20 protein-coding genes and 1 pseudogene are annotated in these 22,314 nt (G+C 65.2%); 17 read left to right on the top strand and 4 right to left on the bottom strand.

Going from position 1 to position 22,314, the window contains the following annotated elements; translation table 11 throughout:
- Positions 1–116 precede the first annotated feature (116 nt).
- Positions 117–1,712, bottom strand: a complete 1,596-nt coding sequence (locus tag XI09_RS22980) for an ABC transporter substrate-binding protein (protein ID WP_271568878.1) — start codon at positions 1,710–1,712, stop codon at positions 117–119.
- A gap of 199 nt (positions 1,713–1,911) precedes the next feature.
- Between XI09_RS22980 and XI09_RS22975 the strand changes: the two genes are divergently transcribed.
- The 12 genes from XI09_RS22975 to XI09_RS22920 all read left to right on the top strand — a co-directional run bounded on the left by XI09_RS22975 (position 1,912) and on the right by XI09_RS22920 (position 15,221).
- The gene (locus XI09_RS22975; RefSeq protein WP_271568877.1) at positions 1,912–3,570 is read left to right on the top strand and encodes an ABC transporter substrate-binding protein; all 1,659 of its coding nucleotides are present in this window, start codon (positions 1,912–1,914) and stop codon (positions 3,568–3,570) included.
- 231 nt (positions 3,571–3,801) lie between these two features.
- Complete coding sequence (locus XI09_RS22970; RefSeq protein ID WP_271568876.1) at positions 3,802–4,755, top strand: ABC transporter permease; 954 nt, start codon at positions 3,802–3,804, stop codon at positions 4,753–4,755.
- Positions 4,756–4,938: 183 nt separating this feature from the next.
- Complete coding sequence (locus XI09_RS22965) at positions 4,939–5,841, top strand: ABC transporter permease (RefSeq protein ID WP_092187268.1); 903 nt, start codon at positions 4,939–4,941, stop codon at positions 5,839–5,841.
- A 3-nt stretch (positions 5,842–5,844) separates the two neighbouring features.
- Complete coding sequence (locus tag XI09_RS22960) at positions 5,845–6,906, top strand: ABC transporter ATP-binding protein (RefSeq protein ID WP_271568875.1); 1,062 nt, start codon at positions 5,845–5,847, stop codon at positions 6,904–6,906.
- Complete coding sequence (locus tag XI09_RS22955; protein ID WP_271568874.1) at positions 6,903–7,100, top strand: hypothetical protein; 198 nt, start codon at positions 6,903–6,905, stop codon at positions 7,098–7,100. The genes XI09_RS22960 and XI09_RS22955 overlap by 4 nt, the downstream gene beginning before the upstream one ends.
- A complete protein-coding gene (locus XI09_RS22950) occupies positions 7,097–8,512 on the top strand; it encodes an amidase (protein WP_271568873.1) in 1,416 nt (471 codons plus the stop codon). The genes XI09_RS22955 and XI09_RS22950 overlap by 4 nt, the downstream gene beginning before the upstream one ends.
- Positions 8,509–9,489: an ABC transporter ATP-binding protein gene (locus XI09_RS22945; RefSeq protein ID WP_271568872.1), complete on the top strand. Its 981-nt coding sequence runs from the start codon at positions 8,509–8,511 to the stop codon at positions 9,487–9,489. Before XI09_RS22950 ends, XI09_RS22945 begins: the two co-directional genes overlap by 4 nt.
- Before the next feature lie 114 nt (positions 9,490–9,603).
- On the top strand, positions 9,604–9,873 hold the full coding sequence (locus tag XI09_RS22940) for a GlsB/YeaQ/YmgE family stress response membrane protein (protein WP_011090639.1): 270 nt from the start codon (positions 9,604–9,606) through the stop codon (positions 9,871–9,873).
- 262 nt (positions 9,874–10,135) lie between these two features.
- Positions 10,136–11,881 carry a type I secretion system permease/ATPase gene (locus XI09_RS22935; RefSeq protein WP_271568871.1) on the top strand — a complete coding sequence of 582 codons (1,746 nt, stop codon included), beginning with the start codon at positions 10,136–10,138 and terminating at the stop codon, positions 11,879–11,881.
- Positions 11,878–13,212 (top strand): HlyD family type I secretion periplasmic adaptor subunit, encoded by a 1,335-nt coding sequence (locus XI09_RS22930; protein ID WP_271568870.1) that lies wholly within the window; start codon positions 11,878–11,880, stop codon positions 13,210–13,212. The genes XI09_RS22935 and XI09_RS22930 overlap by 4 nt, the downstream gene beginning before the upstream one ends.
- Before the next feature lie 185 nt (positions 13,213–13,397).
- A complete protein-coding gene (locus XI09_RS22925) occupies positions 13,398–14,867 on the top strand; it encodes an AMP nucleosidase (protein ID WP_271568869.1) in 1,470 nt (489 codons plus the stop codon).
- A gap of 78 nt (positions 14,868–14,945) precedes the next feature.
- The gene (locus XI09_RS22920; RefSeq protein ID WP_271568868.1) at positions 14,946–15,221 is read left to right on the top strand and encodes a DUF1488 family protein; all 276 of its coding nucleotides are present in this window, start codon (positions 14,946–14,948) and stop codon (positions 15,219–15,221) included.
- Positions 15,222–15,392: 171 nt separating this feature from the next.
- On the opposite strand, the gene XI09_RS22915 is transcribed toward XI09_RS22920, so the two are convergent.
- Complete coding sequence (locus XI09_RS22915) at positions 15,393–15,875, bottom strand: CinA family protein (RefSeq protein WP_271568867.1); 483 nt, start codon at positions 15,873–15,875, stop codon at positions 15,393–15,395.
- A gap of 164 nt (positions 15,876–16,039) precedes the next feature.
- On the opposite strand from XI09_RS22915, the gene XI09_RS22910 reads away from it, so the two are divergent.
- Genes XI09_RS22910 through XI09_RS22900 form a run of 3 tightly spaced genes read left to right on the top strand, consistent with a single transcriptional unit; the run spans position 16,040 to position 18,644 of the window.
- A complete protein-coding gene (locus XI09_RS22910; protein WP_271568866.1) occupies positions 16,040–17,098 on the top strand; it encodes an amidohydrolase family protein in 1,059 nt (352 codons plus the stop codon).
- 23 nt (positions 17,099–17,121) lie between these two features.
- A complete protein-coding gene (locus tag XI09_RS22905) occupies positions 17,122–18,231 on the top strand; it encodes an amidohydrolase family protein (RefSeq protein WP_271568865.1) in 1,110 nt (369 codons plus the stop codon).
- Complete coding sequence (locus XI09_RS22900) at positions 18,231–18,644, top strand: Rieske (2Fe-2S) protein (protein WP_271568864.1); 414 nt, start codon at positions 18,231–18,233, stop codon at positions 18,642–18,644. Before XI09_RS22905 ends, XI09_RS22900 begins: the two co-directional genes overlap by 1 nt.
- 117 nt (positions 18,645–18,761) lie before the next feature.
- Here the strand turns inward: XI09_RS22900 and XI09_RS22895 are convergent.
- Together XI09_RS22895 and XI09_RS22890 are read right to left on the bottom strand one after the other, a co-directional pair.
- Positions 18,762–20,086, bottom strand: a pseudogene (locus tag XI09_RS22895) (MFS transporter).
- A gap of 140 nt (positions 20,087–20,226) precedes the next feature.
- Positions 20,227–21,126: a transcriptional regulator GcvA gene (locus XI09_RS22890; RefSeq protein ID WP_092187281.1), complete on the bottom strand. Its 900-nt coding sequence runs from the start codon at positions 21,124–21,126 to the stop codon at positions 20,227–20,229.
- Between the two features lie 110 nt (positions 21,127–21,236).
- Between XI09_RS22890 and XI09_RS22885 the strand changes: the two genes are divergently transcribed.
- Positions 21,237–21,440, top strand: a complete 204-nt coding sequence (locus tag XI09_RS22885; RefSeq protein ID WP_271568863.1) for a DUF1127 domain-containing protein — start codon at positions 21,237–21,239, stop codon at positions 21,438–21,440.
- A gap of 67 nt (positions 21,441–21,507) precedes the next feature.
- A complete protein-coding gene (locus XI09_RS22880; RefSeq protein WP_271568862.1) occupies positions 21,508–22,131 on the top strand; it encodes a GNAT family N-acetyltransferase in 624 nt (207 codons plus the stop codon).
- The last annotated feature ends 183 nt before the right edge of the window (positions 22,132–22,314 follow it).

The raw sequence follows: 22,314 nt of genomic DNA, 5'->3' as shown, positions 1-22,314 counted from the left end.
CGGCGCGAGATCGGCAACCGCGAGTCTTCGCCAAACATCTCCCTGTGGCTATGGGTCCCGGGTCTGCGCTGACGCTTGCCCGGGACGACAGGGGTGTTTGACGCGGTAGATTGCCCTCACTCCACCCCGATCGTGGTCAGGTCCTGGAACCAGTGCTGCGCCTGGACGAATTGCTTTACCTTCGGCGATAGCGCATGCGGGTTGGTGTCGTGGACCACCCACACCAGCGTGGCGTCGTCGACGATCAGCGCGTGGGCCTGGGCCAAAAGTTCGTCCTGCTTGGCGCTGTCGAAGGTCTGCTTGGCCTCGTCGATCAAGGCGTCGACCTTCGGGTTCTTGTAGCCGCCCCAGTTGACGCCGACCGGCGCGATTTGGCCGGAATGGAAGAAGCGGACGATGGCGTAGAGCGGGTCTGAGGTGACATAGGCGATGTTGTTGGCGGTGATGCCGGCGTTCATCTCGTCGGCCGCGCCCTTGCGCCAATGCGTGTAGAGCGTCTCGAGCTCGACCACCTTGAAGTCGATGTCGATGCCGATCTCCTTGAAACTCTGCTGCAGGAACTCGTTCATCGGCAGCGACAGCATCTGGCCGGTGCCGCCCTGCGCGATGATGAAGGTGGTCTTGAGTGGCTTGGCCTTGGAGTAGCCGGCTTCCTCGACCAGCTTCTTCGCCGCCGCAGGATCGTATTTCAGCTCGAAGCTCGGCTTGCCGAACCACGGGCTCGACGGATCGACCTGGCCCTTGGCGGGTTTGGCCAGGCCGTTCATCAGGCCGACCACCGCCTCGCGATCGATCGCAAGGTTCAGCGCCTTGCGCAGGCGGATGTCGGTCCAGGGCGAGCCCGGCAGCACGCTCAGATGATAGTTCCAGACATGCGGCGTGACGTTGTCGACGAGCTTCATGCCGGCCGCCTTGAGCTGCGGCACGGCGTCCGGCGCCGGCGTCTCGATCAGGTCAACTTGCCCGGCGAGCAGCGCGTTGGTGCGCGTCAGCGCCTCCGGCATCGGCACCAGCACCAGCTTGTCGACCTTGGGGATGCGCTTCTTGTTCCAGTAGTCCGGATTCTTGGTCAGCTCCGCAAGCTCGCGCGGCACCAGCTTGGTCAATTTGAACGGGCCGGTGCCGGAGGGTTGGCTGGCGAACTTGTCCCAGTCCTTGCCGAGCTTTTCATACTGCGCGGGGCTCGACACCAGGAACCACAGCATCTGATAGGGAAAGAAGGAATCGACCGTCTTGGTGGTGATCTCCACGGTGGAATCGTCGATCTTGGCGTAGCTCGCGACGGACGGCAGTCGCGTCTTCACCTGCGCGCTCTGCCGCTTGTCGAATTGCGGCGCCTTGTCGTTGAGCACCTTGTCGAGATTCCAGATCACGGCGTCGGCGTTGAATTCGCTGCCGTCGTGAAACTTCACGCCCTTGCGAAGCGTGAAGCGCCATTTGGTCTTGTCGGCATCGTCGACCTTCCATTCGGTCGCGAGCCCCGGCACCAGCTTGCCGGGACGATCGGCGACGTCCATCTCCCAGGCGACGAGCGGATCGTAGATCGTGTAGGCCGTGAACTGATAGGCGCCGGCGCCGCGATCGGGCTGGCCGGTGGTCAGCGGAATGTCCGCCATCGAGATGCCGTAGCGCACCACCGTTTCGGCGCGTGCCGAGATTGCGGAAGCCGCCAGCGCAAGCACGGCGAGACAGGTCGACAGACGAATACGCATGGCCCAAAGCTCCAGGGAGGATCTGGAGCCAAACGTGCAATCTTGATGCCAGAATAGGCAGCGCGCCGATTTCGCCCGTGCGTCATCACAAGGACTTGTCGTCGCAGGGGCAATTTGCAGAAGAAGTTTCTCCGTGGCATAGCCATTGCATACGATTGCATCAAAATTAATCATCGGAAGCCGGAAAAGGACTGAGGCGATGCTTATCAAGAAGAACAAGACCCGCGCGGCGCTGATTGCGTTGCTGGCGCTCGGCAGTGCCGCCGCCTGGCCACGCGTGGCCAGCGCGGAAACGGTGCTGCGCATCGGCATGACTGCTGCCGATATTCCGCGCACGCTGGGTCAGCCCGATCAGGGCTTTGAGGGCAACCGCTTCACCGGCCTCACCATGTATGACGCGCTGACCGGCTGGGACCTGTCCTCCGCCGACAAGCCGAGCGTGGTGATCCCCGGCCTTGCGACCGAGTGGAAGGTCGATGATGCTGACAAGACCAAATGGACCTTCAAGCTGCGCCCCGGCGTCACCTTCCATGATGGCTCGCCGTTCAATGCGGATGCCGTGGTGTGGAACGTCGAGAAGGTCCTGAAGCAGGATGCGCCGCAGTTCGACGCCAGCCAGGTCGGCGTCACGGCCTCGCGCATGCCGACGCTGGCCTCCGCGAAGAAGATCGACGACATGACGGTCGAGCTCACCACCAAGGAGCCCGACAGCTTCCTGCCGATCAATCTCACCAACCTCTTCATGGCGAGCCCGGCGAAGTGGCAGCATTTCTATGACAAGGCGGAAGGCGCTGACGCCAAGGCGAAGTCGCAGGCTGCCTGGACCGCCTTCGCCAAGGACGCCGCGGGCACAGGCCCCTGGAAGATGGCGAGCTTCACCCCGCGCGAGCGGCTCGAGCTGGTCAAGAACGCGAGCTATTGGGACAAGGCGCGCGTGCCCAAGGTCGACAAGATGGTGCTGTTGCCGATGCCGGAGGCGAACGCCCGCACCGCGGCGCTGCTCTCCGGTCAGGTCGATTGGGTCGAGGCGCCGGCGCCGGATGCGCTGCCCGAGCTCAAGCAGCGTGGTTTCAAGCTCTACGCCAACGAGCAGCCGCATGTCTGGCCCTGGCAGTTCTCGCGCATCGAAGGCTCGGCCTGGAACGACATCCGCGTGCGCAAGGCCGCCAACCTCTGCGTTGATCGCGACGGCCTCAAGGACGGCCTGCTTGCCGGCCTGATGGTGCCGGCGACCGGCACCTTCGAGCCCGGCCATCCCTGGCGCGGCAAGCCGAGCTTCGAGATCAAGTATGACAAGGCGGCCGCGCAAAAGCTGATGCAGGAGGCCGGCTTCGGTCCAGCCAAGAAGCTGACGGTGAAGATCCAGACTTCGGCGTCCGGCTCGGGCCAGATGCAGCCGCTGCCGATGAACGAATATCTCCAGCAGGCCCTCGCCGAATGCTATTTCGACGTGAAGCTCGACGTCATCGAGTGGAACACGCTGTTCACCAACTGGCGCCGCGGCGCCAAGGACCCCAGCGCCAACGGCTCGAACGCGACCAACGTCACCTACGCGGCGATGGACCCGTTCTTCGCGCTGGTGCGCTTCCTGCAATCGAGCATGGCGCCGCCGGTCTCGAACAATTGGGGTTTCATCAACGATCCCAAGTTCGACGAGCTCGTCAAGAAGGCGCGCCAGACCTTCGACCCTGCCGCGCGTGATGCCGCGCTCGCCGAGCTGCACGCAGCTTCCGTCGACGATGCAGCCTTCCTCTACGTCGCCCACGACGTCGGCCCGCGCGCCATGAGCCCGAAGGTCACCGGCGTCGTGCAGCCGAAGAGTTGGTTCATCGACTTCTCGCTGGTGTCGATGAATTAGTGAGACGGCCCTGGCTCTATCAGCGCGTCATGCCCGGGCTTGACCCGGGCATCCACGTCTATCCACTTGCTCGGTCATTCCGGGGCGCCCGAAGGGCGAACCCGGAATTTCGAGATTCCGGGTTCGATGCTACGCATCGCCCCGGAATGACGGAGTAAGAAGAACGTGGATGGCCGGGACAAGCCCGGCCATGACCATCGAGATATCTACGCCCTAACCTGAGTAACCGACGTGCTCGCCTATACCGCCAGACGCATCGTCTATGTCATCCCGATCGTCATCAGCGTGGCGCTGGTGTGCTTTCTGCTCGTGCACATCACGCCGGGCGATCCGCTCGTTGCCGTGCTGCCGGCCGACGCCTCGCAGGAGCTCGCGGCGCAGCTGCGCGCCGCCTACGGCTTCGACCGGCCGCTGCCGGTGCAGTTCGGGCTTTGGCTGCTCCGTGCCCTTCATGGCGATCTCGGCAATTCCATCGCGACGGGGCGCCCCGTGCTCGCCGAGGTCATGCGCGCGGTCGGCAACACCGTCACGCTCGCAATTGCCGCCGCCATCATCGGCTTCACCATGGGCATCCTGCTCGGCCTGATCGCCGGCTATTTTCGCGAGACCTGGATCGACAAGGTCGCGACCTCCTTTGCCATCGCCGGCGTCTCGGTGCCGCATTACTGGCTCGGCATGGTGCTGGTCATCATCTTCTCGGTCCAGCTGAACTGGCTGCCCGCAGTCGGCGCCGGGCCCAACGGCTCCAACTCCTGGGCGTGGGACTGGGCGCATCTGAAATATCTCGTGCTGCCGGCGATCACGACCTCGGTGATCCCGATGGGCATCGTCACCCGCACGGTGCGCGCGCTCACCGGCGACATCCTCTCGCAGGATTTCGTTGAGGCGCTGCGCGCAAAAGGCCTGCACGAAACCGGCGTGTTCCGTCACGTCATCAAGAACGCCGCGCCCACCGCGCTCGCGGTGATGGGGCTTCAGCTCGGCTACATGCTCGGCGGCTCGATTCTGATCGAGACCGTGTTCTCCTGGCCGGGCTCGGGCTTCCTGCTCAATTCAGCGATCTTCCAGCGCGACCTGCCGCTGCTCCAGGGCACGATCCTGATCCTGGCGCTGTTCTTCGTCTTCCTCAACCTGCTGGTCGACATCGCGCAAGCCGCGATCGACCCGCGCATCAAGCGGGGCTAGCTGGATGAGGTGCCACACATTCAGTGTCGTCCCGGCGAAGGCCGGGACCCATAACCCCGGTAAGCGGTTATGGGGCGAGACAGCAACCACGAGTCCTCGCCAAACCACCTTTCGTGGGTATGGGTCCCGGCCCCCCCGTGCGCAATTGCGCACTAGGCCGGGACGACATCGGAAATTGCGGCGATGAGCGAGCTTCCGTTGTCTGCCACCAGCGATGCTGCGCTCCAGGCCGCGCCGGCGACCAAGGCGCGCGGCTATTGGGCGACCGTCGGCCGCCGCATCATGCGCGACAAGGTCAGCATGGCCTGCGCGCTGGTGCTGCTGCTGATCTTCCTGTCAGCGATCCTCGCGCCGTGGCTGGGTCTGGAAGATCCTTACAAGGGCTCGATGATCCGGCGCCTGCGCCACATCGGCACAACAGGCTACCCGCTCGGCACCGACGAGCTCGGCCGCGACATGCTGGCGCGGCTGATCTATGGCGGGCGGCTGTCGCTGGTCATCGGCATCCTGCCCGTCATCCTTGCCTTCTGCATCGGCACCTCGCTTGGCCTTGTCGCCGGCTATGTCGGCGGCAAGCTCAACACTGCGATCATGCGCACCGTGGACGTGTTCTACGCCTTTCCGTCGGTGCTGCTCGCCATCGCCATCTCCGGCGCGCTCGGGGCCGGCATCCTCAACTCCATCGTGGCGTTGACCATCGTGTTCGTGCCGCAGATTACCCGCGTTGCGGAAAGCGTCACCACCGGCGTGCGCAACATGGATTTCGTCGAGGCCGCGCGCGCCTCGGGTGCCGGAGCTTTCACCATCATGCGCGTGCATATCCTCGGCAACGTGCTGGGAGCCATCTTCGTCTATGCCACCAGCCTGATCTCGGTCTCGATGATCCTGGCCGCCGGTCTCTCCTTCCTTGGCCTCGGTACAAAGCCGCCGGAGCCGGAATGGGGGCTGATGCTCAACACCTTGCGTACCGCGATCTACATCAATCCCTGGGTCGCCGCGCTTCCCGGCGCGATGATCTTCGCGGTCTCGATCTGCTTCAACCTGCTCTCGGACGGCCTGCGTAGCGCCATGGACATCAGGAATTAGGCCATGAGCGAGAGCAACACATCTGTTGAAATGCTCGAGCCGGTCGAGGACCGCGGCGGCGTCGCGCAGCCGCTGCTCCAGGTCAACGGCCTGACCAAGCACTTCCCGGTCCGCGGCGGATTGTTCGCCGCGAAACGCACCGTGCGTGCGGTGGACAACGTCTCCTTCTCCGTCGCCAAGGGCGAGACGGTCGGCATCGTCGGCGAGTCCGGTTGCGGCAAGTCGACCACCGCGCGCCTCCTGATGCATCTGATGCCGCGCGATGACGGCGACATCATCTATGACGGCATGACCGTCGGCCAGGCGCTGTCGCTGCGCGAGCTGCGCCGCGGCATGCAGATGGTGTTCCAGGATTCCTATGCCTCGCTCAATCCGCGCCTGACGATCGAGGAATCCATCGCCTTCGGCCCGAAGGTCCACGGCATGGCCGATGGCACGGCGAGGGCGCTGGCGCGCGAGCTGCTCGGCAAGGTCGGCCTGCGCCCGGAAAACTTCGCCAACCGCTACCCGCACGAGATTTCCGGCGGTCAGCGCCAGCGCGTCAACATCGCGCGGGCGCTGGCGCTGTCGCCGCGGCTGGTGATTTTGGACGAAGCCGTCTCCGCGCTCGACAAATCCGTCGAGGCGCAGGTGCTCAATCTCCTTGCTGATCTCAAGCGCGAGTTCGGCCTGACCTATCTCTTCATCAGCCACGACCTCAACGTGGTCCGCTACATCAGCGATCGCGTGCTGGTGATGTATCTCGGCGAGGTCGTCGAGCTTGGTCCGGTCGACCAGGTCTGGGATAGCCCTGCGCATCCCTATACGCGCGCGCTTCTTGCGGCGATGCCGTCCTCGGATCCTGACAGGCGTACGGAAAAACCGCCGATCACGGGCGATCCGCCCAATCCGATCGACCCGCCCTCGGGCTGCCGCTTCCACACGCGCTGCGCGTTTGCGGAGCCGCTCTGCGCAAATGCCGCACCAAAGCTCACGGCGGTCGATACAATGGGCCACGAGGCTGCGTGCTACATGGCCATTCCGGGTTCAGGCCATAGCCGCGCGCCCGCAGGGGAAATCGCATGACGAGACCGACACCAAAAGAGATCAAGCCGATCGCGCTAGTTGCCGGCGTTCCCGTGGATGACGAGATCGCAACGCGCATCTCCAACTCCATCGGACCCGCCTTCGAAGGCTTCGCCGCCATCGCCGGCACGCTGCCGTTCGACCTCGAGCCGGCTTCTTACGTGCTCGCGCAGACGCAGAAGGTGTCGAAATGAGCACCGAACCTGCATTGATGACGCTCACCGAGGTCGCGCGTGCGATCGCGATGAAGCAGGTGTCCTCGCATGAGGTGACGCGCGCGCTGCTGGACCGCATCGCGCAGTGGCAGCCGCATCTCAACGCCTTCATGTCGATCGAGGCGGAGGCAGCGCTGAAGGCCGCCGAGGCGGCCGACGCCGAGCTGGCCAAGGGCGAAGTGCGCGGGCCGCTGCATGGCGTGCCGCTCGCGCACAAGGACATGTATTACGATGCCGGCAAGGTCTCGACCTGCGGCTCGCTGATCCGCCGCGATTTCGTCGCGACGACGACCTCTACCGCCTTGCAGCGGCTGAAGGATGCCGGCCAGGTCCGCCTCGGCACGCTGCACCTCGCCGAGTTTGCCTATGGCCCGACCGGCCACAACGCCCATTACGGTCCGGTGTGCAATCCCTGGAACGTCGCGCATATCACCGGCGGCTCGTCCTCGGGCTCCGGCTCGGCGGTCGCCGCGCGCCTGACCTATGCGGCGCTGGGCTCCGACACCGGCGGCTCCATCCGCATGCCCGCACATTTCTGCGGCGTCACGGGGTTGAAGACCACCTGGAGCCGCGTCAGCCGCGCCGGCGCGATGCCGCTGTCGCAATCGCTCGACACGGTCGGCCCACTCGCCCGCACCGCCGAGGACTGTGCGCTGCTGCTGGCGCTGATGGCCGGCCCCGATCCCGAGGATTCGACCGCGAGCCACGAGCCGCTGTCTGACTATGTCGGCGCGACCAAGGGCTCGCTCAAAGGCCTCAAGATCGGCGTGCCCGCGTCCTTCTACGTCGACGATCTCGACGGCGAGGTCGCGCGCGTGCTCGACGAGACCATCGCGGTGCTCAAGCGCGAGGGCGCCGACATCGTCAAGGTCGAGTTGCCCGACCAGCGGCAATTGCAAGCGGCAAGCCAGCTCGTGCTCGCGGCGGAAGCTGCCGCCTTCCACAAGCGCTGGATGATCGAGCGTCCGCAGGATTACGGCGCGCAGGTGTTGATGCGGCTCCAGAACGGGCTTGCCGTGCCCGCCATCACCTATCTCGAGGCGATGCGCTGGCGTGGCCCGGCGCTCGCCGCGCACAACGCCGCAACCGCCGGCGTCGATGCGGTGATCGCGCCCGCGTCGCCCGTGCCGGCGCCGACGATCGAGGAGAGCGACGTCGGCGGCGGGCCGAACGCGCCGGCGCTGTTGCAGCGGCTGACGCTGTTCACCCGTCCGGTGAACTTCCTCGGCCTGCCGTCGCTGACCGTGCCGTCCGGCTTCACCAAGAGCGGTCTGCCGATCGGCATGCAGCTGATCGGCCGCTCCTTCGATGAAGCGACCCTGCTCACCATCGGCGCGGCGTTCCAGCGCGTCACCGACTATCACGACAGGTTGCCGAAACTGCCGTCATGACAAAGCTCGTCGAGATCTCAGGCCTCAACATCCGCTTCACCGGCGAGCGCACGGTCTATGCCGTGAACGATCTCAGCCTCTCGCTGGGAGACGGCGAGGTGCTGGGCCTGCTCGGCGAGTCCGGCTCGGGCAAGAGCGTGACCTTGCGCGCGCTGATGCGGCTGCTGCCGAAGAAGCGCACGCAGATCTCCGGCCGCGTCAATGTTCTGGGGCGCGACGTTCTCGCCATGAACGACGAGGAGCTCTCGTCGTTCCGCGGCCAGACCGTGTCGATGATCTTTCAGGAGCCCGCGCTCGCGCTCGATCCGGTCTACACCATCGGCGTGCAGATCGCCGAAAGCGTCGTGCGTCACGAAGGCAAGTCTTATGCGGAGGGCAGGGCACGCGCACTCGAAATGCTCGAGGTCGTGCGCATTCCCTCGGCCCGGCGCCGGTTAGACGCCTATCCGCACGAGATGTCCGGCGGCATGCGCCAGCGCGCGATGATCGCGCTGGCCCTCGCCTGTCGTCCCAAGATATTGCTCGCGGACGAGCCGACCACCGCGCTCGATGCCACCGTGCAGATCCAGATCCTGCTGCTGCTGCGCGAGTTGCAGCGCGAGTTCGGCATGTCCGTCATCTTCGTCACCCACGACATCGGCGTCGCCATCGAAATCTGCGACCGTGTCGCGGTGATGTATGCCGGCCAGATCGTGGAGCAGGGGACCTTGCGGGACATCGTCCGCACGCCGGTGCACCCCTATGCCAAGGGCCTGCTCGCCTCCACCATCCACGGCGCCAAGCGCGGCGCCCGCCTCGAGACCATCCCCGGCACCCCGCCGTCGCTGGCCGAAAAGCCCCACAATTGCTCCTTCGCCCCCCGCTGCACCGCCGCCCAGCCGCGCTGCCTGGAGCAGCTGCCTGCGAATGTGGAGGTGGGACCGGGCCGGGCGGCAAGGTGCGTGCTGGCGGAGCCGCTCACCGTCGATCTGAAGTAGGGTTGCTTTCGACTTTTGCCTGCGCGTGGGCAATCGGGGCGGGCGACCACCATTCAGACCCCATTCATCCCGGTTCCGGTTCCATGCGGCCGTTCACGGAGAGGGACCTCACTTATGTACATTTCCAACGAAGGCCTGCTCGTCATCCTGTTCGTCGGCCTGGTCGCCGGCTGGCTGGCCGGCAAGGTGGTGCGGGGTGCCGGTTTCGGCATCATCGGCGACATCGTGATCGGCATCGCCGGCGCGTTTGTGGCCAGCTTCTTGTTCCCAAAGCTCGGTATTCGCATTGGCACCGGGCTCGTGTCGGAGATCGTCTATTCCGCCATCGGCGCGGTCATCCTGCTGCTCGTGGTGCGGCTGGTGCGCGGCGGCGGCCGGTTCTAGCGGCCCCAGGGTTCAGTTGACCCAACTTTCGACCTCTCCCCGCCCGGGGGGAGGTGACATGTCTGCAAGAAAAAGCCGCAAGCCTGTGAAATTCCGGACTTGCGCGCCGGGCCATCAGGGGGTGATGTGCCCCCACAGGGGATCGGGTTGATTCAGCCGCGTTGGACAAGGGGCGAAAACGCGATGTTAATCCGGATCAATTACTCCTGAAATTGCCTTTGAAATCAGGGGCTTTGCCCCTTACCCGAAAGAGATCAGACTGATGGCAGCGGTCCCTGGCGTTCGCCGTTCGGAGCTCGCTGACGCGCTGCGCGCATGTCGCACGGCGTTCGTCGGCGTCGGCCTGATGAGCTGCATGATCAACCTGCTCTATCTGACCGGGTCGATCTTCATGCTGGAGGTCTACGACCGGGTGCTGCCGAGTCGCAGCATTCCGACGCTGGTCGGCCTGATCATCCTCGCCAGCTTCCTCTACATGGCGCAGGGCGTGCTCGACATGATCCGCAACCGGATCCTGGGGCGGATCGGCACCTCGCTCGACGAAGCCCTGAACAAGCGCGTGTTCGACACCGTCGTGCGCCTGCCGCTGCTGGTCGGCAACCGCAACGAGGGCCTCCAGCCGCTGCGCGACCTCGACAATGTCCGCTCCTTCCTCGGCGGCATGGGACCGAGCGCGTTCTTCGACCTGCCCTGGCTGCCGCTCTATCTCGCCATCTGCTTCGCCTTCCATGTCATGATCGGCGTGACCGCCTTGGTCGGCGCCATCATCCTGGTCGGGCTGACGGTGGTCACCGAGTTCATGTCCCGCCAGCCGGCGAAGGAGGCGATGGGGCTTGCGGCCCAGCGCAACGATCTCGCCGCCTCCAGCCGTCGCAATGCCGAAGTGATGGTGTCGATGGGCATGACCAGCCGGATGAACCAGCGCTGGAGCGAGGCCAACGAAAAATATCTCGCCGGCAATCAGCGTGCGAGCGACGTGGCCGGCGGCCTCGGCGCGATCGCCAAGGTGCTGCGCATGATGCTGCAATCCGCCGTGCTCGCGGTCGGCGCCTATCTCGTCATCCATCAGGAGGCGACCGCCGGCATCATCATCGCCGGCTCGATCCTGTCGGCCCGCGCGCTGGCGCCGGTCGATCTCGCCATCGCGCATTGGAAATCCTTCGTCGCGGCACGCCAGAGCTGGCAGCGCTTGACCCGCTTGCTGGAGCAGATGCCGGCGCAGACGATGCCGACCCAGTTGCAGGCGCCCACCAGCCGGCTCTCGGTCGAGGGCGTCGCCATGGTGCCGCCGGGCGATCAGCGCCTCATCGTGCAGGACATCACCTTCGCGCTCGCCGCCGGCAACGGCCTCGGCGTGATCGGGCCGAGCGGCTCCGGCAAATCCTCGCTGATCCGTGCGCTGGTCGGCGTCTGGCAGCCGGTGCGCGGCAAGGTGCGGCTCGACGGCGCCGCGCTCGACCAATGGTCCTCCGACATGCTCGGTCGCCACATCGGCTATCTGCCGCAGGACGTGGAACTGTTCGGCGGCACCATCGCGCAGAACATCAGTCGCTTCGACCCTGAGGCCGCCTCCGACGGCATCATCGCCGCGGCCAAGGAGGCCGGCGTGCACGAGATGATCATCAAGATGCGCGAGGGCTACAACACGCAGGTCGGCGAGCAGGGCACCGCGCTCTCCGCAGGCCAGGCGCAGCGCGTGGCGCTGGCGCGCGCGCTCTACGGCAATCCGTTCCTGATCGTGCTCGACGAGCCCAACTCCAATCTCGACACCGAAGGCGACGAGGCGCTGACCCGCGCCATCCGCGCCGCCCGCGAGCGTGGTGCCATCGTCGTCGTGGTGGCGCATCGGCCCATCGGCGTCGAGGCGGTCGACCAGATCCTGGTGCTGCGCGACGGCCGCATGCAGGCCTTCGGCCCCAAGGAGCAGGTGCTCGCCCAGGTGCTCCAGCCGCGCGTGGCGCCGCCGGCACCGATCAAGATCGTCAGCGAGGGCGGAGCCAAGGCATGAGCACGATGGCGATCGGTGGCGGCAAGCCCGCCGCAAGGAAGACCGTGCGGGATTCCATCAGGTTTCACCTGATGCTCGGGCTCGGGATCGTGCTGGTTCTGGCCGTCGGCCTCGGCGGCTGGGCGTCCACGGTGCAGATCTCGGGCGCGCTGATCGCGCCGGGTCAGATCGTGGTCGAATCCAACGTCAAGAAGGTGCAGCACCCGACCGGCGGCGTGGTCGGCGAGCTGCGCGCCCGCGACGGCGACGTGGTCAAGGCCGGCGACATCGTGGTGCGGCTCGACGACACCGTCACCAAGGCGAACCTCGCCATCGTCACCAAGAATCTCGACGCCGCACAGGTGCGCGCGGCGCGGCTCCAGGCCGAGCAGCGCGGTGTCGACAGGATTGAATTCCCGCAGTCATTGCTCGATCGCGGCAACGACCCCGACGTCAAGACGCTGCTCTCCGCCGAAACCAAGCTGTTCGACGTCCGCGTCAACGGCCGTGCCGGCCAGAAGGCGCAGCTGCGCGAACGCATCCAGCAGCTCAACGAGGAGATCGAGGGTCTCTCCGCGCAGGAGAGGGCCAAGGACAAGGAAATCTCGCTGGTGCAGCAGGAGCTCACCGGCGTCCGCGATCTCTATGAGAAGCACCTGGTGCAGATCTCGCGCCTGACCACGCTCGAGCGCGACAGTGCCCGCCTCAACGGCGAGCGCGCGCAGTACATCGCCTCGCGGGCGCAGGCCAAGGGCAAGATCACCGAGACCGAGCTTCAGATCATCCAGGTCGACAAGGACATGGTGAGCGAGGTCTCCAAGGATCTGCGCGAGACCAACGACAAGATCGGCGAGCTGATCGAGCGCAAGGTCGCAGCCGAAGACCAGCTGCGCCGCGTCGATATCCGCGCGCCGCAGGACGGCATGGTGCTGCAATCGACCGTGCATACCGTGGGCGGCGTCGTCACCGCCGGCGACGCGCTGATGCTGATCGTGCCGCAGGCCGACGATCTTCAGGTCGAGGCCAAGGTCAATCCGGTCGATATCGACAAGCTCCAGATCGGCCAGAAGACGCTGCTGCGCCTGTCCGCCTTCAACCAGCGCACCACGCCCGAGCTCAACGGCGTCGTCAGCCGCGTCTCGCCCGACGTCACCACCGACCAGCGCACCGGCCAGAGCTACTACACCATCCGCGTCTCGCTGCCGGCGGAAGAGATCGCCCGCCTCGGCGACTCCAGGATCATCCCCGGCATGCCCGTGGAAGCCTTCGTCCAGACCGGCGACCGCACCATGCTGTCCTATTTGATGAAGCCGCTGCACGACCAGTTCATGCGGGCGTTCCGGGAGAAGTGACGCGCGAAAGCGCGTCATCCCGGAGCGGCCTCGCCGTCTTCCCATCCGTCATCGCGAGCGTAGCGAAGCAATCCAGTCTGTCTCCGCTAAGAGATTTCTGGATTGCTTCGCTACGCTCGCAATGACGGTGTGGCTAAATTCTTGCTATAGTTCGACTCAAGCCCCAGCAACCCGGCGTTCGAACAATGCAATCCCCGCCCTCCATCGCCACCAAATCCTTCTCCGACGCGTCCGCGGCCGTCGCCCGGCTCGAAGAGATCTACGAACGCAACACGAAATTCCTGCGCGACAGGTTCGAGGCCTATGTCAACGGCGAAGCGATCACGACGCGGGCGCGGGCCTACTATCCCTTTGTCCGCCTCACCACCGCGACGTATGCGCGGCTGGATTCACGTCTCTCCTACGGCTTCGTCGCCGGCCCCGGCGTGCACGAGACCAGCGTCACGCGGCCGGATCTGTTCCGCGCTTATCTGACCGAACAGATCGGGCTGCTGATCCAGAACCACGGCGTGCCCGTGGAGATCGGCGAGTCGGCCGAGCCGATCCCGATTCACTTCGCCTATCGCCGCGACATCAACATCGAAGCCGCCATCACCACCGGCGAGAATTCCCTTGTGGCGCGATCGCTGCGGGACGCGTTCGACGTGCCCGATCTCGCCACCATGGACGATTCGATTGCAGACGGCACCTTCGAGCTCCAGGCGGGGGCGCCCGAGCCGCTGTCCCTGTTTCGGGCCGCCCGCGTCGATTACTCGCTGCGGCGGCTCTATCACTACACCGGCACCGATCCCGAGCACTTCCAGAACTTCGTGATCTTCACCAACTACCAGTTCTACGTCGATGCCTTCGCGCAGCTCTGCCAGCAGCGGCTTCAGTCCGGCGAGGCCGGCCTCGAGGCCTTCATCGCGCCGGGCAATGTGATCACGCGGAGCGGCGGCGCGACGAGCGGGGACGCGCCGACACGCACGCCGCAGATGCCGGCCTTCCATCTGGTCGAGCCCGGCTATCGCGGCATCACCCTGATCAATATCGGCACCGGTCCGTCCAACGCGCGCAACGTCACCGACCATGTCGCGGTGCTGCGCCCGCACGCCTGGCTGATGCTCGGCCATTGCGCCGGTCTGCGCAACACGCAGCGGCTCGGCGACTACGTGCTTGCGCATGGTTACGTGCGCGAGGATCATGTGCTCGACCGCGAGCTGCCGCTGTGGGTGCCGATTCCGGCGCTGGCCGAGATGCAGGTCGCGCTCGAAGAGGCGGTCGAGGACGTCACGGGCCTGGAAGGCTTCGAGCTCAAGCGCCTGATGCGTACGGGCACGGTGGCGAGCGTCGACAACCGCAACTGGGAGATCTCCGGGCCTGAGGTGATCCGCCGCCTGTCGCAATCGCGTGCGGTCGCACTCGACATGGAATCGGCCGCGATCGCCGCCAATGGCTACCGCTTCCGCGTCCCCTACGGCACGCTGCTCTGCGTCTCCGACAAGCCGCTGCACGGAGAGATCAAGCTCGCGGGCATGGCCAGCGAATTCTACCGCCGCCGCGTCGGCCAGCATCTCGAGATCGGCCTGAAGGCGCTGGAGCGGCTCAAGCAGCAGGAGTCGGAGCGCCTCCACTCGCGAAAGCTCCGCAGTTTTGCCGAAGTCGCGTTCCAGTAGGACGAGGCACCTCTTTGCGGCTGACAAGCCGCGGAATCCCAAGCATTGTCGGCGCGGGGCCGACCGGACTGTTTTTCAATGCCGCTGTTGCGCGACCGGATCATCGGCCATGACCTCGAACGGCTGGCCTTCCGCTTCACCATGGTGAATGACGGCGAGGTCGTGCAGTGCCAGATCAGCGACGCCGCCATGGACGAGCTCGCGGGCATGCAGGGCACCGAAAGCAGTGCCCGGCAGGCGCAGTTCCTGTCCCTGCGCGAGACCATCGAGCGGATCGCGTCGGACCTTTACGACGAAGCACCGCGGTTCAAGGGGTACGTGGTGCGGATCTTCATGCGGCATTTGGGCAGGTAACTGTTGCTCCACTCTCCGCTGTCATGCCCCGGCTCGACCGGGGCATCCAGTACGCCGCGGCCCATCGATTCAATCACGGCCGTCTCGGAGTACTGGATCGCCCGGTCAAGCCGGGCGATGACAGCGGTGTTGTGGCGATCGCGCCGCACCTCACTTGAGCTGCGCAGCAGTTCATCCCTCCAAATTCCGCAAGAGCAGCTTCAACGCCGTCGCCGCGAACACTTGCATGTTCGCAAACCGGTCGCTGCTGCCCGTCTCCAGCGTCATCACTTCCGCCGCGGGCCCTGCGACCGCCATGCAGCTATGGCCGGCGGCATCGCCGTAGCGGTTGCCGGTGGGGCCGGCGGCGCCGGTTTCGGACAGGCCCCAGTCGCAGCTGAAGCGGCTGCGCATCTGTTCGGCCAGCAGTCTTGCGTAGGGCTCCGACGAGGAGCGAAAACCCTTCATGCCGTCATCCGAAATATCCATCAGCACGCGCCTGGCATCGCGGGTGTAGACCACGGCGCCACCGAGGAAATAGGCGGACGCACCGGGCACCGCGAGCAGGCTGGCCGCGATCAGGCCGCCGGTCGAGGATTCCGCCACCGCGATGGTCTGTTTGCGCGCGATCAATTGGGCCGCGACCTGTTCCGCAATGCCGACGAGCTCTTTCATCCCTTTAACCTCTCATTGCCTCGCAACCGAGCTCAGCCTTCCTAGCATAAGCTGGCTGCCTTGGCCGAGTTGCGGGCGACGGTCAGGCCTGCTTGAATGGCGCACAAGCGGAGCGGCCTGGCCGCTCGCAAGAAGACGTGACGAGGAAACGTGAAGGAGACGTGATGGCGTCCCTGATCGCCGGCGGGGTGGATTGCGACGTGCATCCGGCCGTGCCGCATCTGACCAGCCTGCTGCCGTACCTGAACGACTATTGGCGCGATCAGGTGACGACGCGCGGCATGGTCGACCTGGTCTCGCAATCCTACCCGCAGAACTCGCCGATCGTGGCGCGCCCCGATTGGCGTCCCGAGAGCGGCAAGCCGGGCGCGAGCCTGGAAGATATGCAGCGCCATGTGCTCGATCCTTTTCAGGTCAGCCATGCCATCTGCAATCCGCTCTACGCCGTGCAGATGGTGTTTTCCGAGGACATGCAGGCCGCCTTCTGCCGCGCGCTGAACGACTGGCTGGTGAAGGAATGGCTCGATCGTGACAAGCGTCTGCGCGGCTCGATCGTGATCCCCACGCAAAGCGTCGAGAAGGCCGTCGCCGAGATCGAACGCTGCGCGCAGGACCGGCGCTTCGTGCAGGTCTTGATGCTGGTCATGGGCGACACGCCGCTCGGCAAGCGCGCGCTGTGGCCGATCTACGAGGCCGCGGAACGGCTGGACCTCGCGGTCGGCATCCATGCAGGTTCCGCTTATCACAATCCGCCGACTGCGGTGGGCTGGGGTTCCTATCACATCGAGGATTATGTCGGTCAGGCCCAGGCGTTCCAGACCCAGCTCACCAGCGTGATTGTCGAGGGCGTGTTCGCCAAATATCCGCGGCTGAAAATGGTGATGCTGGAGTCCGGCGTCTCCTGGATCTCCCCCTTTCTCTGGCGGCTTCACAAATTCTGGCGCGGGGTGCGGATGGAGACGCCATGGGTCGATCGCGCGCCGCTGGAACTTGTGCGCAGCAACATCCGCTTCTCGTTACAGCCATTTGATGCGCCGCCGGAACCCGAGACATTAATTCGCCTGTTTGATCATATGCAGTCGGACGAATTGGTCCTATTCTCCACGGACTATCCGCACTGGCAGTTCGACGGCCAGGATGCGCTGCCCCAGGGCCTCACCCCCGATCTCGTGCGCAAGATCATGATCGACAATCCGCATGCGACCTATCCCCGCCTGACTTAGCCGCTGCCAGAGGAGGCAAGGCGATGAATATTCAATTCCGCGAAAGTACCGAAGCCGCTTCCCCCCTGACGACCAAGACCGCGATCGCGGATTGCGACATCCATCCGGCCCGCGCCACCCGCACCGAGCTCTATCCCTATCTTGCCAAACGCTGGCAGCATCATCTCGACGTCTACGGCGTGCACGCCTATCAGGGCATGATGGAAGGCCCGCCCTATCCGAAGGCCCAGCCCAACGCCTCGCGCCGCGACGCCTATCCGCCGGAAGGCGGACCGCAGGGCTCCTCGCTCTCCTTCATGCAGAAGCAGCTGCTCGACCCCAACTATGTGCAGCTGGGTGTGCTCAATCCGCTCAACACCGGGCAGGGCATCCGCAATCACGAGCTCTCGGCCGCTTTGTGCTCGGCGATCAACGACTGGCAGATCGACAAATGGACCAGCAAGGACAAACGGCTGAAAGCGTCCATCGTCGTCGGCAATGAGGACGGGCTGTCGGCCGCCGCCGAAATCCGCGAGCGCGCCGGCGACAAGAATTTCGTTCAGGTGCTGCTGCTCAGCCGCAACGTCGAGCCGCTCGGCCAGCGCCGCTATTGGCCGATCTATCAGGCCGCGGAAGAGGCCGGCCTTCCCGTCGGCGTCCACGCCTTCGGCTTCGGCGGCAACCCGATCACGCCGTCGGGCTGGCCTTCCTATTACATCGAGGAGATGGTTGGGCATTCGCAGTGCCAGCAATCGGCGCTGGCCAGCCTTGTCTTGGAAGGCGTGTTCGAACGCTTCCCGAAGCTGAAGATGGTGATGATCGAGGCCGGCTTCGGCTGGGCACCGTCGCTCGCGTGGCGACTGGACAAGGCCTGGCAGCGGCTCAGGAGCGAAGTGCCGCATGTGAAGCGTCCGCCGTCGGAATATATCCGCGAGCAGGTATGGTGGACCACGCAGCCGATGGAGGATCCGGAGCGGCGCGAGGATCTGTTCGACGTCATCAAGTGGATCGGCTGGGACCGCCTGCTGTTCGCAACTGATTATCCGCACTGGGACTACGACGAGCCGTCGCGTGTTCTGCCCGCGGGCGTCAGCGAAGCCAACCGCGAGGCATTTTACCTGGGCAATGCCCGGAAGCTCTACGGGATTGGTTGATGGCGCGTCACGTCATCGCGCCAGTGGATGAGCTTCCGCCGGGCACGCGAAAATTCCTGGAGATCGACGGGCGGCCGATCGCGGTCTTCAACATCAAGGGCGAATATTTCGGCCTGATGAACCGCTGCCCGCATCAGGGCGCGGCGCTGTGCGAGGGCCCGCTGATCGGGCTCGCGCAATCGAGCGATCCCGGCGAGATCGAATACACCAAGCTTGGCGAGATCATCCGCTGTCCCTGGCACGGCTGGGAGTTCGACATCCGCACCGGCCAGTCCTATTGCGACCCCCGCCGCTTCCGCGTGAAGGCCTATCCGGCCCATGTCGAGCCGGGCGCGACTGTCGTGAAGGGGCCGTATGTCGCCGAGACTGTCACGGTGAAGGTCGAGAGCGACTACGTGGTGGTGGAGCTGTAGGCCCCCACTGTCATTCCGGGGCGATGCGAAGCATCGAGCCCGGAATCCATCGTGCGACAGGAATACTGGGAGAAATGGATTCCGGGCTCGCCTCTTCGAGGCGCCCCGGAATGACCGTCAGCGCCCCGCAACCGGCTCCGCCACCGCATCATATGTCGGCACCGCCTTGCCGCCGCTGCGATACACCGTCGAGGCCGCGATGATGCCGAGCAGGGCGGCGAACATCAGCCAGAAGCCGGGCGAGGCCCTGTCGCCGGTCCGCTCGATCAGCCAGGTCGAGGCGAACGGGGTGAAGGTGCCGAACAGCGCGGCGGCGAGTGCGAAGGCGAGCGAGAAGCAGGTGGTGCGGACATGCGCCGGCACGATCTCGACGAGGGCGCCGAGCATAGTGCCGCTGTAGACGCCGAAATAGAACGAGAACATCATCTCGACCGCGAGCAGCTTGCCGAAGGTCGGCGCGGCCACGAGCCAGTGCAGTGCCGGGTAGGCGGTGACGAGCGCGAGGCAGGCGATGGTGATCAGCACCGGCTTGCGGCCGATGCGGTCGGACAGCGCGCCGCCGACCGGATTCCAGAAGAAGTTGGTTACGGCGACCAGCAGCGTCACGAGCAGCGCGTCCTGCGTCGACAGCTTCAGCACCGTCTTGCCGAAGGTCGGCGTGTACACGGTGACGAAATAGAACGTCGTCGTGGTCAGGATCGCGATCATCATGCCGAGGATGACGATGCGCCAATGGCGAGGGCGGAGGTGAACACCTCGCTCGCGGTCGGATGCTTCTTCATGGCGAGGAAGGCCGGTGTCTCCTCGAGGGTGCGCCGCAGGACGAAGATCAGGGGAATGATCAGGCAGCCGACGAAGAAGGGAATGCGCCAGCCCCAGGCGGCCACCGTGTCGGCCGGCATCACCTCGGAGAGGAGGTAGCCGAGGATCGAGGCCACGAAGATCGCGACCTGCTGGCTCGACGACTGGAACGAGGTGTAGAAGCCGCGGTTGCCGGGCGTGGAGATCTCGGCGAGATACACCGACACGCCGCCGAGCTCGACACCAGCGGAGAAGCCTTGCAGCAGGCGGCCGATCAGCACGATGACCGGTGCCGCGATGCCGATGGTCGCGTAGCTCGGGCAGAACGCGATCACGACGGTGCCGATGGCCATGATGCCGAGCGTGACGATCAGGCCCTGGCGGCGGCCGATGCGGTCGATGTAGGCCCCGAGCACGATCGCGCCGACGGGCCGCATCAATGCGCCGAGCCAGAACACGCCGAAGGTGTTGAGCAGCGAGGCCGTCTCGTCGGTGGAGGGGAAGAACGCCTTGCCGATGGCGGCGGCATAGAAGCCGAACAGGAAGAAGTCGAACTGCTCGAGGAAATTGCCGGATGTGGCGCGCAGGATCGCGCCGATGCGCGACTTGATCTCGGGCGGATTGGTTGCTGGTCCAGCCATGACGTGACTCCCTGGGACGTGGCCGGACCGGAACTCATTTCACGGCAAGGCGACATATTGAAGCTGCGACAATCTGTCTTACCCCTTCCCGCGCAGGGCGCGGCGAGTCAATCGGTTTTCCAGAGGAAGCTGATGATTTTTCAGGCTTTATTTTGCGTCGCGGCAACGATCCATTGACGGAACGCGGCGAGCTTTGGCGCCTCGCGGCGCCCCTCCGGCGCGACCAGATAGAAACCCGCATCGGCCGGCAGCGCGATCTTGAATGGGACGACGAGCCGGCCCTTGGCGATATCGTCCTGCACGTAGGACGTCCGCCCCATCGCCACGCCGATGCCGTCGATCGCAGCCTGGATGGTCATGAAGATCATGTCGAAGGTGATGCCGGGCTGCTTGGCGATATCGGCCGGCAGGCCCGCCGCCGTCAGCCACAGCCGCCAGTCGTCGCTGTTGGCGTTGGAGGTGTGCAGCAGCGGATGATTTCGCAGATCCTCCGGACGCTGTAGCGGCTTGTCACCGCGCAGCAGCGACGGACTGCATACCGGAAACAGCTCGTCCGCCATCAGCCAGTCGGCACGCAGGCCCGGCCACTGGCCGCGGCCATAGCGGATTGCGGCATCGACATCGTCGCGCTGGAAGTCGACGAGGCTGGTCGACGTGGTGATGCGGACGTCGATGCCGGGATGCTGCTCCTGGAAATCGGTCAGCCGCGGCAGCAGCCATTTTGCGGCAAGCGAGGCCAGCGTCGAGAGGGTCAGCACCTTGTCGTCGTCCCTGCGCAGCAGGCGGTCGGTGGCGAGGCGGAGGTCGTTGAAGGCGGCGCGGACCCCCGGCAGGTAGTCGCGCGCTTCCGGCGTCAGCGCCAGCGCGCGGTTCTGCCGGATGAACAGGCGGATGCCGAGCTCCTCCTCCAATCGCCGGATCTGATGGCTGATCGCGGTCTGCGTCACGTTCAGCTCCGTCGCAGCCAGCGTGAAGCTGAGATGGCGCGCGGCGGCCTCAAACGCCCGCAATCCGTTCAGGGAGGGTAATCTGGCAGTCATCTGGCAGCAGGATACATGATGTTATTTCATGCGAAGGGGTACAAATTGTCGTTTGTCGCAGCGCACCAGAACACAGATATTAGCGGTCAACTTAGCTCCAGGAGCTGAAGATGTGTACATTGACCCAGAATTCGATGACAAATCATCATGCGCTTGGCCTGATCCAGCAGATCGGCGAGACGCTCCATGTCTGGCACGAGCGCTACCGGACCCGGCGCGAGCTGACCAACTGGACGGCCCGCGATCTCCACGACGTCGGCCTGTCCTGGTCCGACATTGCCTGTGAGGCCGACAAACCCTTCTGGCGGGCCTGATTGGCCGCCAGGCCGGCGCCGCCTGATCACAGGGGCGCCGGCGGTCCCCTCTCCCAGGGCATGTGTCATGAGCATCCTCCGCCTCGAAGACCTGAAGCAATATTCGGACGTGCTGCGCACGCGGCACGGCGAGGCGCTCAACGTTCGTTTCGTCGAGCCGCGCGACACCGAGGAGCTTCAGCACTATTTCCGCTCGCTTTCGACCCGCTCCCGCTACAACCGCTTCTTCGGCGCGATCAGCGAATTGCCGAAGGGCCTGTTGGACGACTTCCTCCAGGTCGGCGAGCGCGAACGCTTCACCGTTGTCGCGACCAAGATGGTCGACGGCTTCGAGACCATTGTCGCTGAAGCGCGCTACGCGTTGCATGCCGAGACCGCGACACTCGAATTCGGCCTGTCGGTCGACGATCGCTGGCAGGGCCACGGCATCGCCACCGCGCTCATGAAAAATCTCGAATGCCGCGCGGCCGCGCTTGGCGCCGAGCACATGTTCGGCGACACGCTGCGCGCCAACGAGACCATGATCTCGCTCGCCCGCAAGTCCGGTTTTGCCTTCGTCAATCATCCCGATGACTGGAAGCTGGTGCGCTTCGACAAGGAGATCGCGGTCGCCCCGAAGGACATTCCCTGCGCGAGCTGGCGTCTCGCCGCCCTTTCCCGTCAGGCCGACAGCCCCTCAGCCTCGGCCTGACACGACTGCAAGCCCGGCTCTTTCATCGAGAGCCGGGCATTTTTTTGCCTTATGCAATCGCAGATCTTCCCAACCCGTCATTCCGGGGCGCGCGTAGCGCGAACCCGGAATCCATTTCGCCGCGGGTCTTGCGGCCCAATGGATTCCGGGCTCGATGCTGCGCATCGCCCCGGAATGACGGCT

The organism is Bradyrhizobium sp. CCBAU 11386 (assembly GCF_028128955.1).
Classification (GTDB): domain Bacteria; phylum Pseudomonadota; class Alphaproteobacteria; order Rhizobiales; family Xanthobacteraceae; genus Bradyrhizobium.
Note: the sequence above shows the minus strand (reverse complement) of the source record. Positions and strands in the feature narration are given on the sequence as shown.

Bases quoted from the DNA above. Each gene is read 5' to 3' on its own strand.
- XI09_RS22980 (WP_271568878.1), bottom strand. From the start codon at position 1,712: ATGCGTATTCGTCTGTCGACCTGTCTCGCCGTGCTTGCGCTGGCGGCT.
- XI09_RS22975 (WP_271568877.1), top strand. From the start codon at position 1,912: ATGCTTATCAAGAAGAACAAGACCCGCGCGGCGCTGATTGCGTTGCTG.
- XI09_RS22965 (WP_092187268.1), top strand. From the start codon at position 4,939: ATGAGCGAGCTTCCGTTGTCTGCCACCAGCGATGCTGCGCTCCAGGCC.
- XI09_RS22960 (WP_271568875.1), top strand. From the start codon at position 5,845: ATGAGCGAGAGCAACACATCTGTTGAAATGCTCGAGCCGGTCGAGGAC.
- XI09_RS22955 (WP_271568874.1), top strand. From the start codon at position 6,903: ATGACGAGACCGACACCAAAAGAGATCAAGCCGATCGCGCTAGTTGCC.
- XI09_RS22950 (WP_271568873.1), top strand. From the start codon at position 7,097: ATGAGCACCGAACCTGCATTGATGACGCTCACCGAGGTCGCGCGTGCG.
- XI09_RS22945 (WP_271568872.1), top strand. From the start codon at position 8,509: ATGACAAAGCTCGTCGAGATCTCAGGCCTCAACATCCGCTTCACCGGC.
- XI09_RS22940 (WP_011090639.1), top strand. From the start codon at position 9,604: ATGTACATTTCCAACGAAGGCCTGCTCGTCATCCTGTTCGTCGGCCTG.
- XI09_RS22935 (WP_271568871.1), top strand. From the start codon at position 10,136: ATGGCAGCGGTCCCTGGCGTTCGCCGTTCGGAGCTCGCTGACGCGCTG.
- XI09_RS22930 (WP_271568870.1), top strand. From the start codon at position 11,878: ATGAGCACGATGGCGATCGGTGGCGGCAAGCCCGCCGCAAGGAAGACC.
- XI09_RS22925 (WP_271568869.1), top strand. From the start codon at position 13,398: ATGCAATCCCCGCCCTCCATCGCCACCAAATCCTTCTCCGACGCGTCC.
- XI09_RS22920 (WP_271568868.1), top strand. From the start codon at position 14,946: ATGCCGCTGTTGCGCGACCGGATCATCGGCCATGACCTCGAACGGCTG.
- XI09_RS22915 (WP_271568867.1), bottom strand. From the start codon at position 15,875: ATGAAAGAGCTCGTCGGCATTGCGGAACAGGTCGCGGCCCAATTGATC.
- XI09_RS22910 (WP_271568866.1), top strand. From the start codon at position 16,040: ATGGCGTCCCTGATCGCCGGCGGGGTGGATTGCGACGTGCATCCGGCC.
- XI09_RS22905 (WP_271568865.1), top strand. From the start codon at position 17,122: ATGAATATTCAATTCCGCGAAAGTACCGAAGCCGCTTCCCCCCTGACG.
- XI09_RS22900 (WP_271568864.1), top strand. From the start codon at position 18,231: ATGGCGCGTCACGTCATCGCGCCAGTGGATGAGCTTCCGCCGGGCACG.
- XI09_RS22890 (WP_092187281.1), bottom strand. From the start codon at position 21,126: ATGACTGCCAGATTACCCTCCCTGAACGGATTGCGGGCGTTTGAGGCC.
- XI09_RS22885 (WP_271568863.1), top strand. From the start codon at position 21,237: ATGTGTACATTGACCCAGAATTCGATGACAAATCATCATGCGCTTGGC.
- XI09_RS22880 (WP_271568862.1), top strand. From the start codon at position 21,508: ATGAGCATCCTCCGCCTCGAAGACCTGAAGCAATATTCGGACGTGCTG.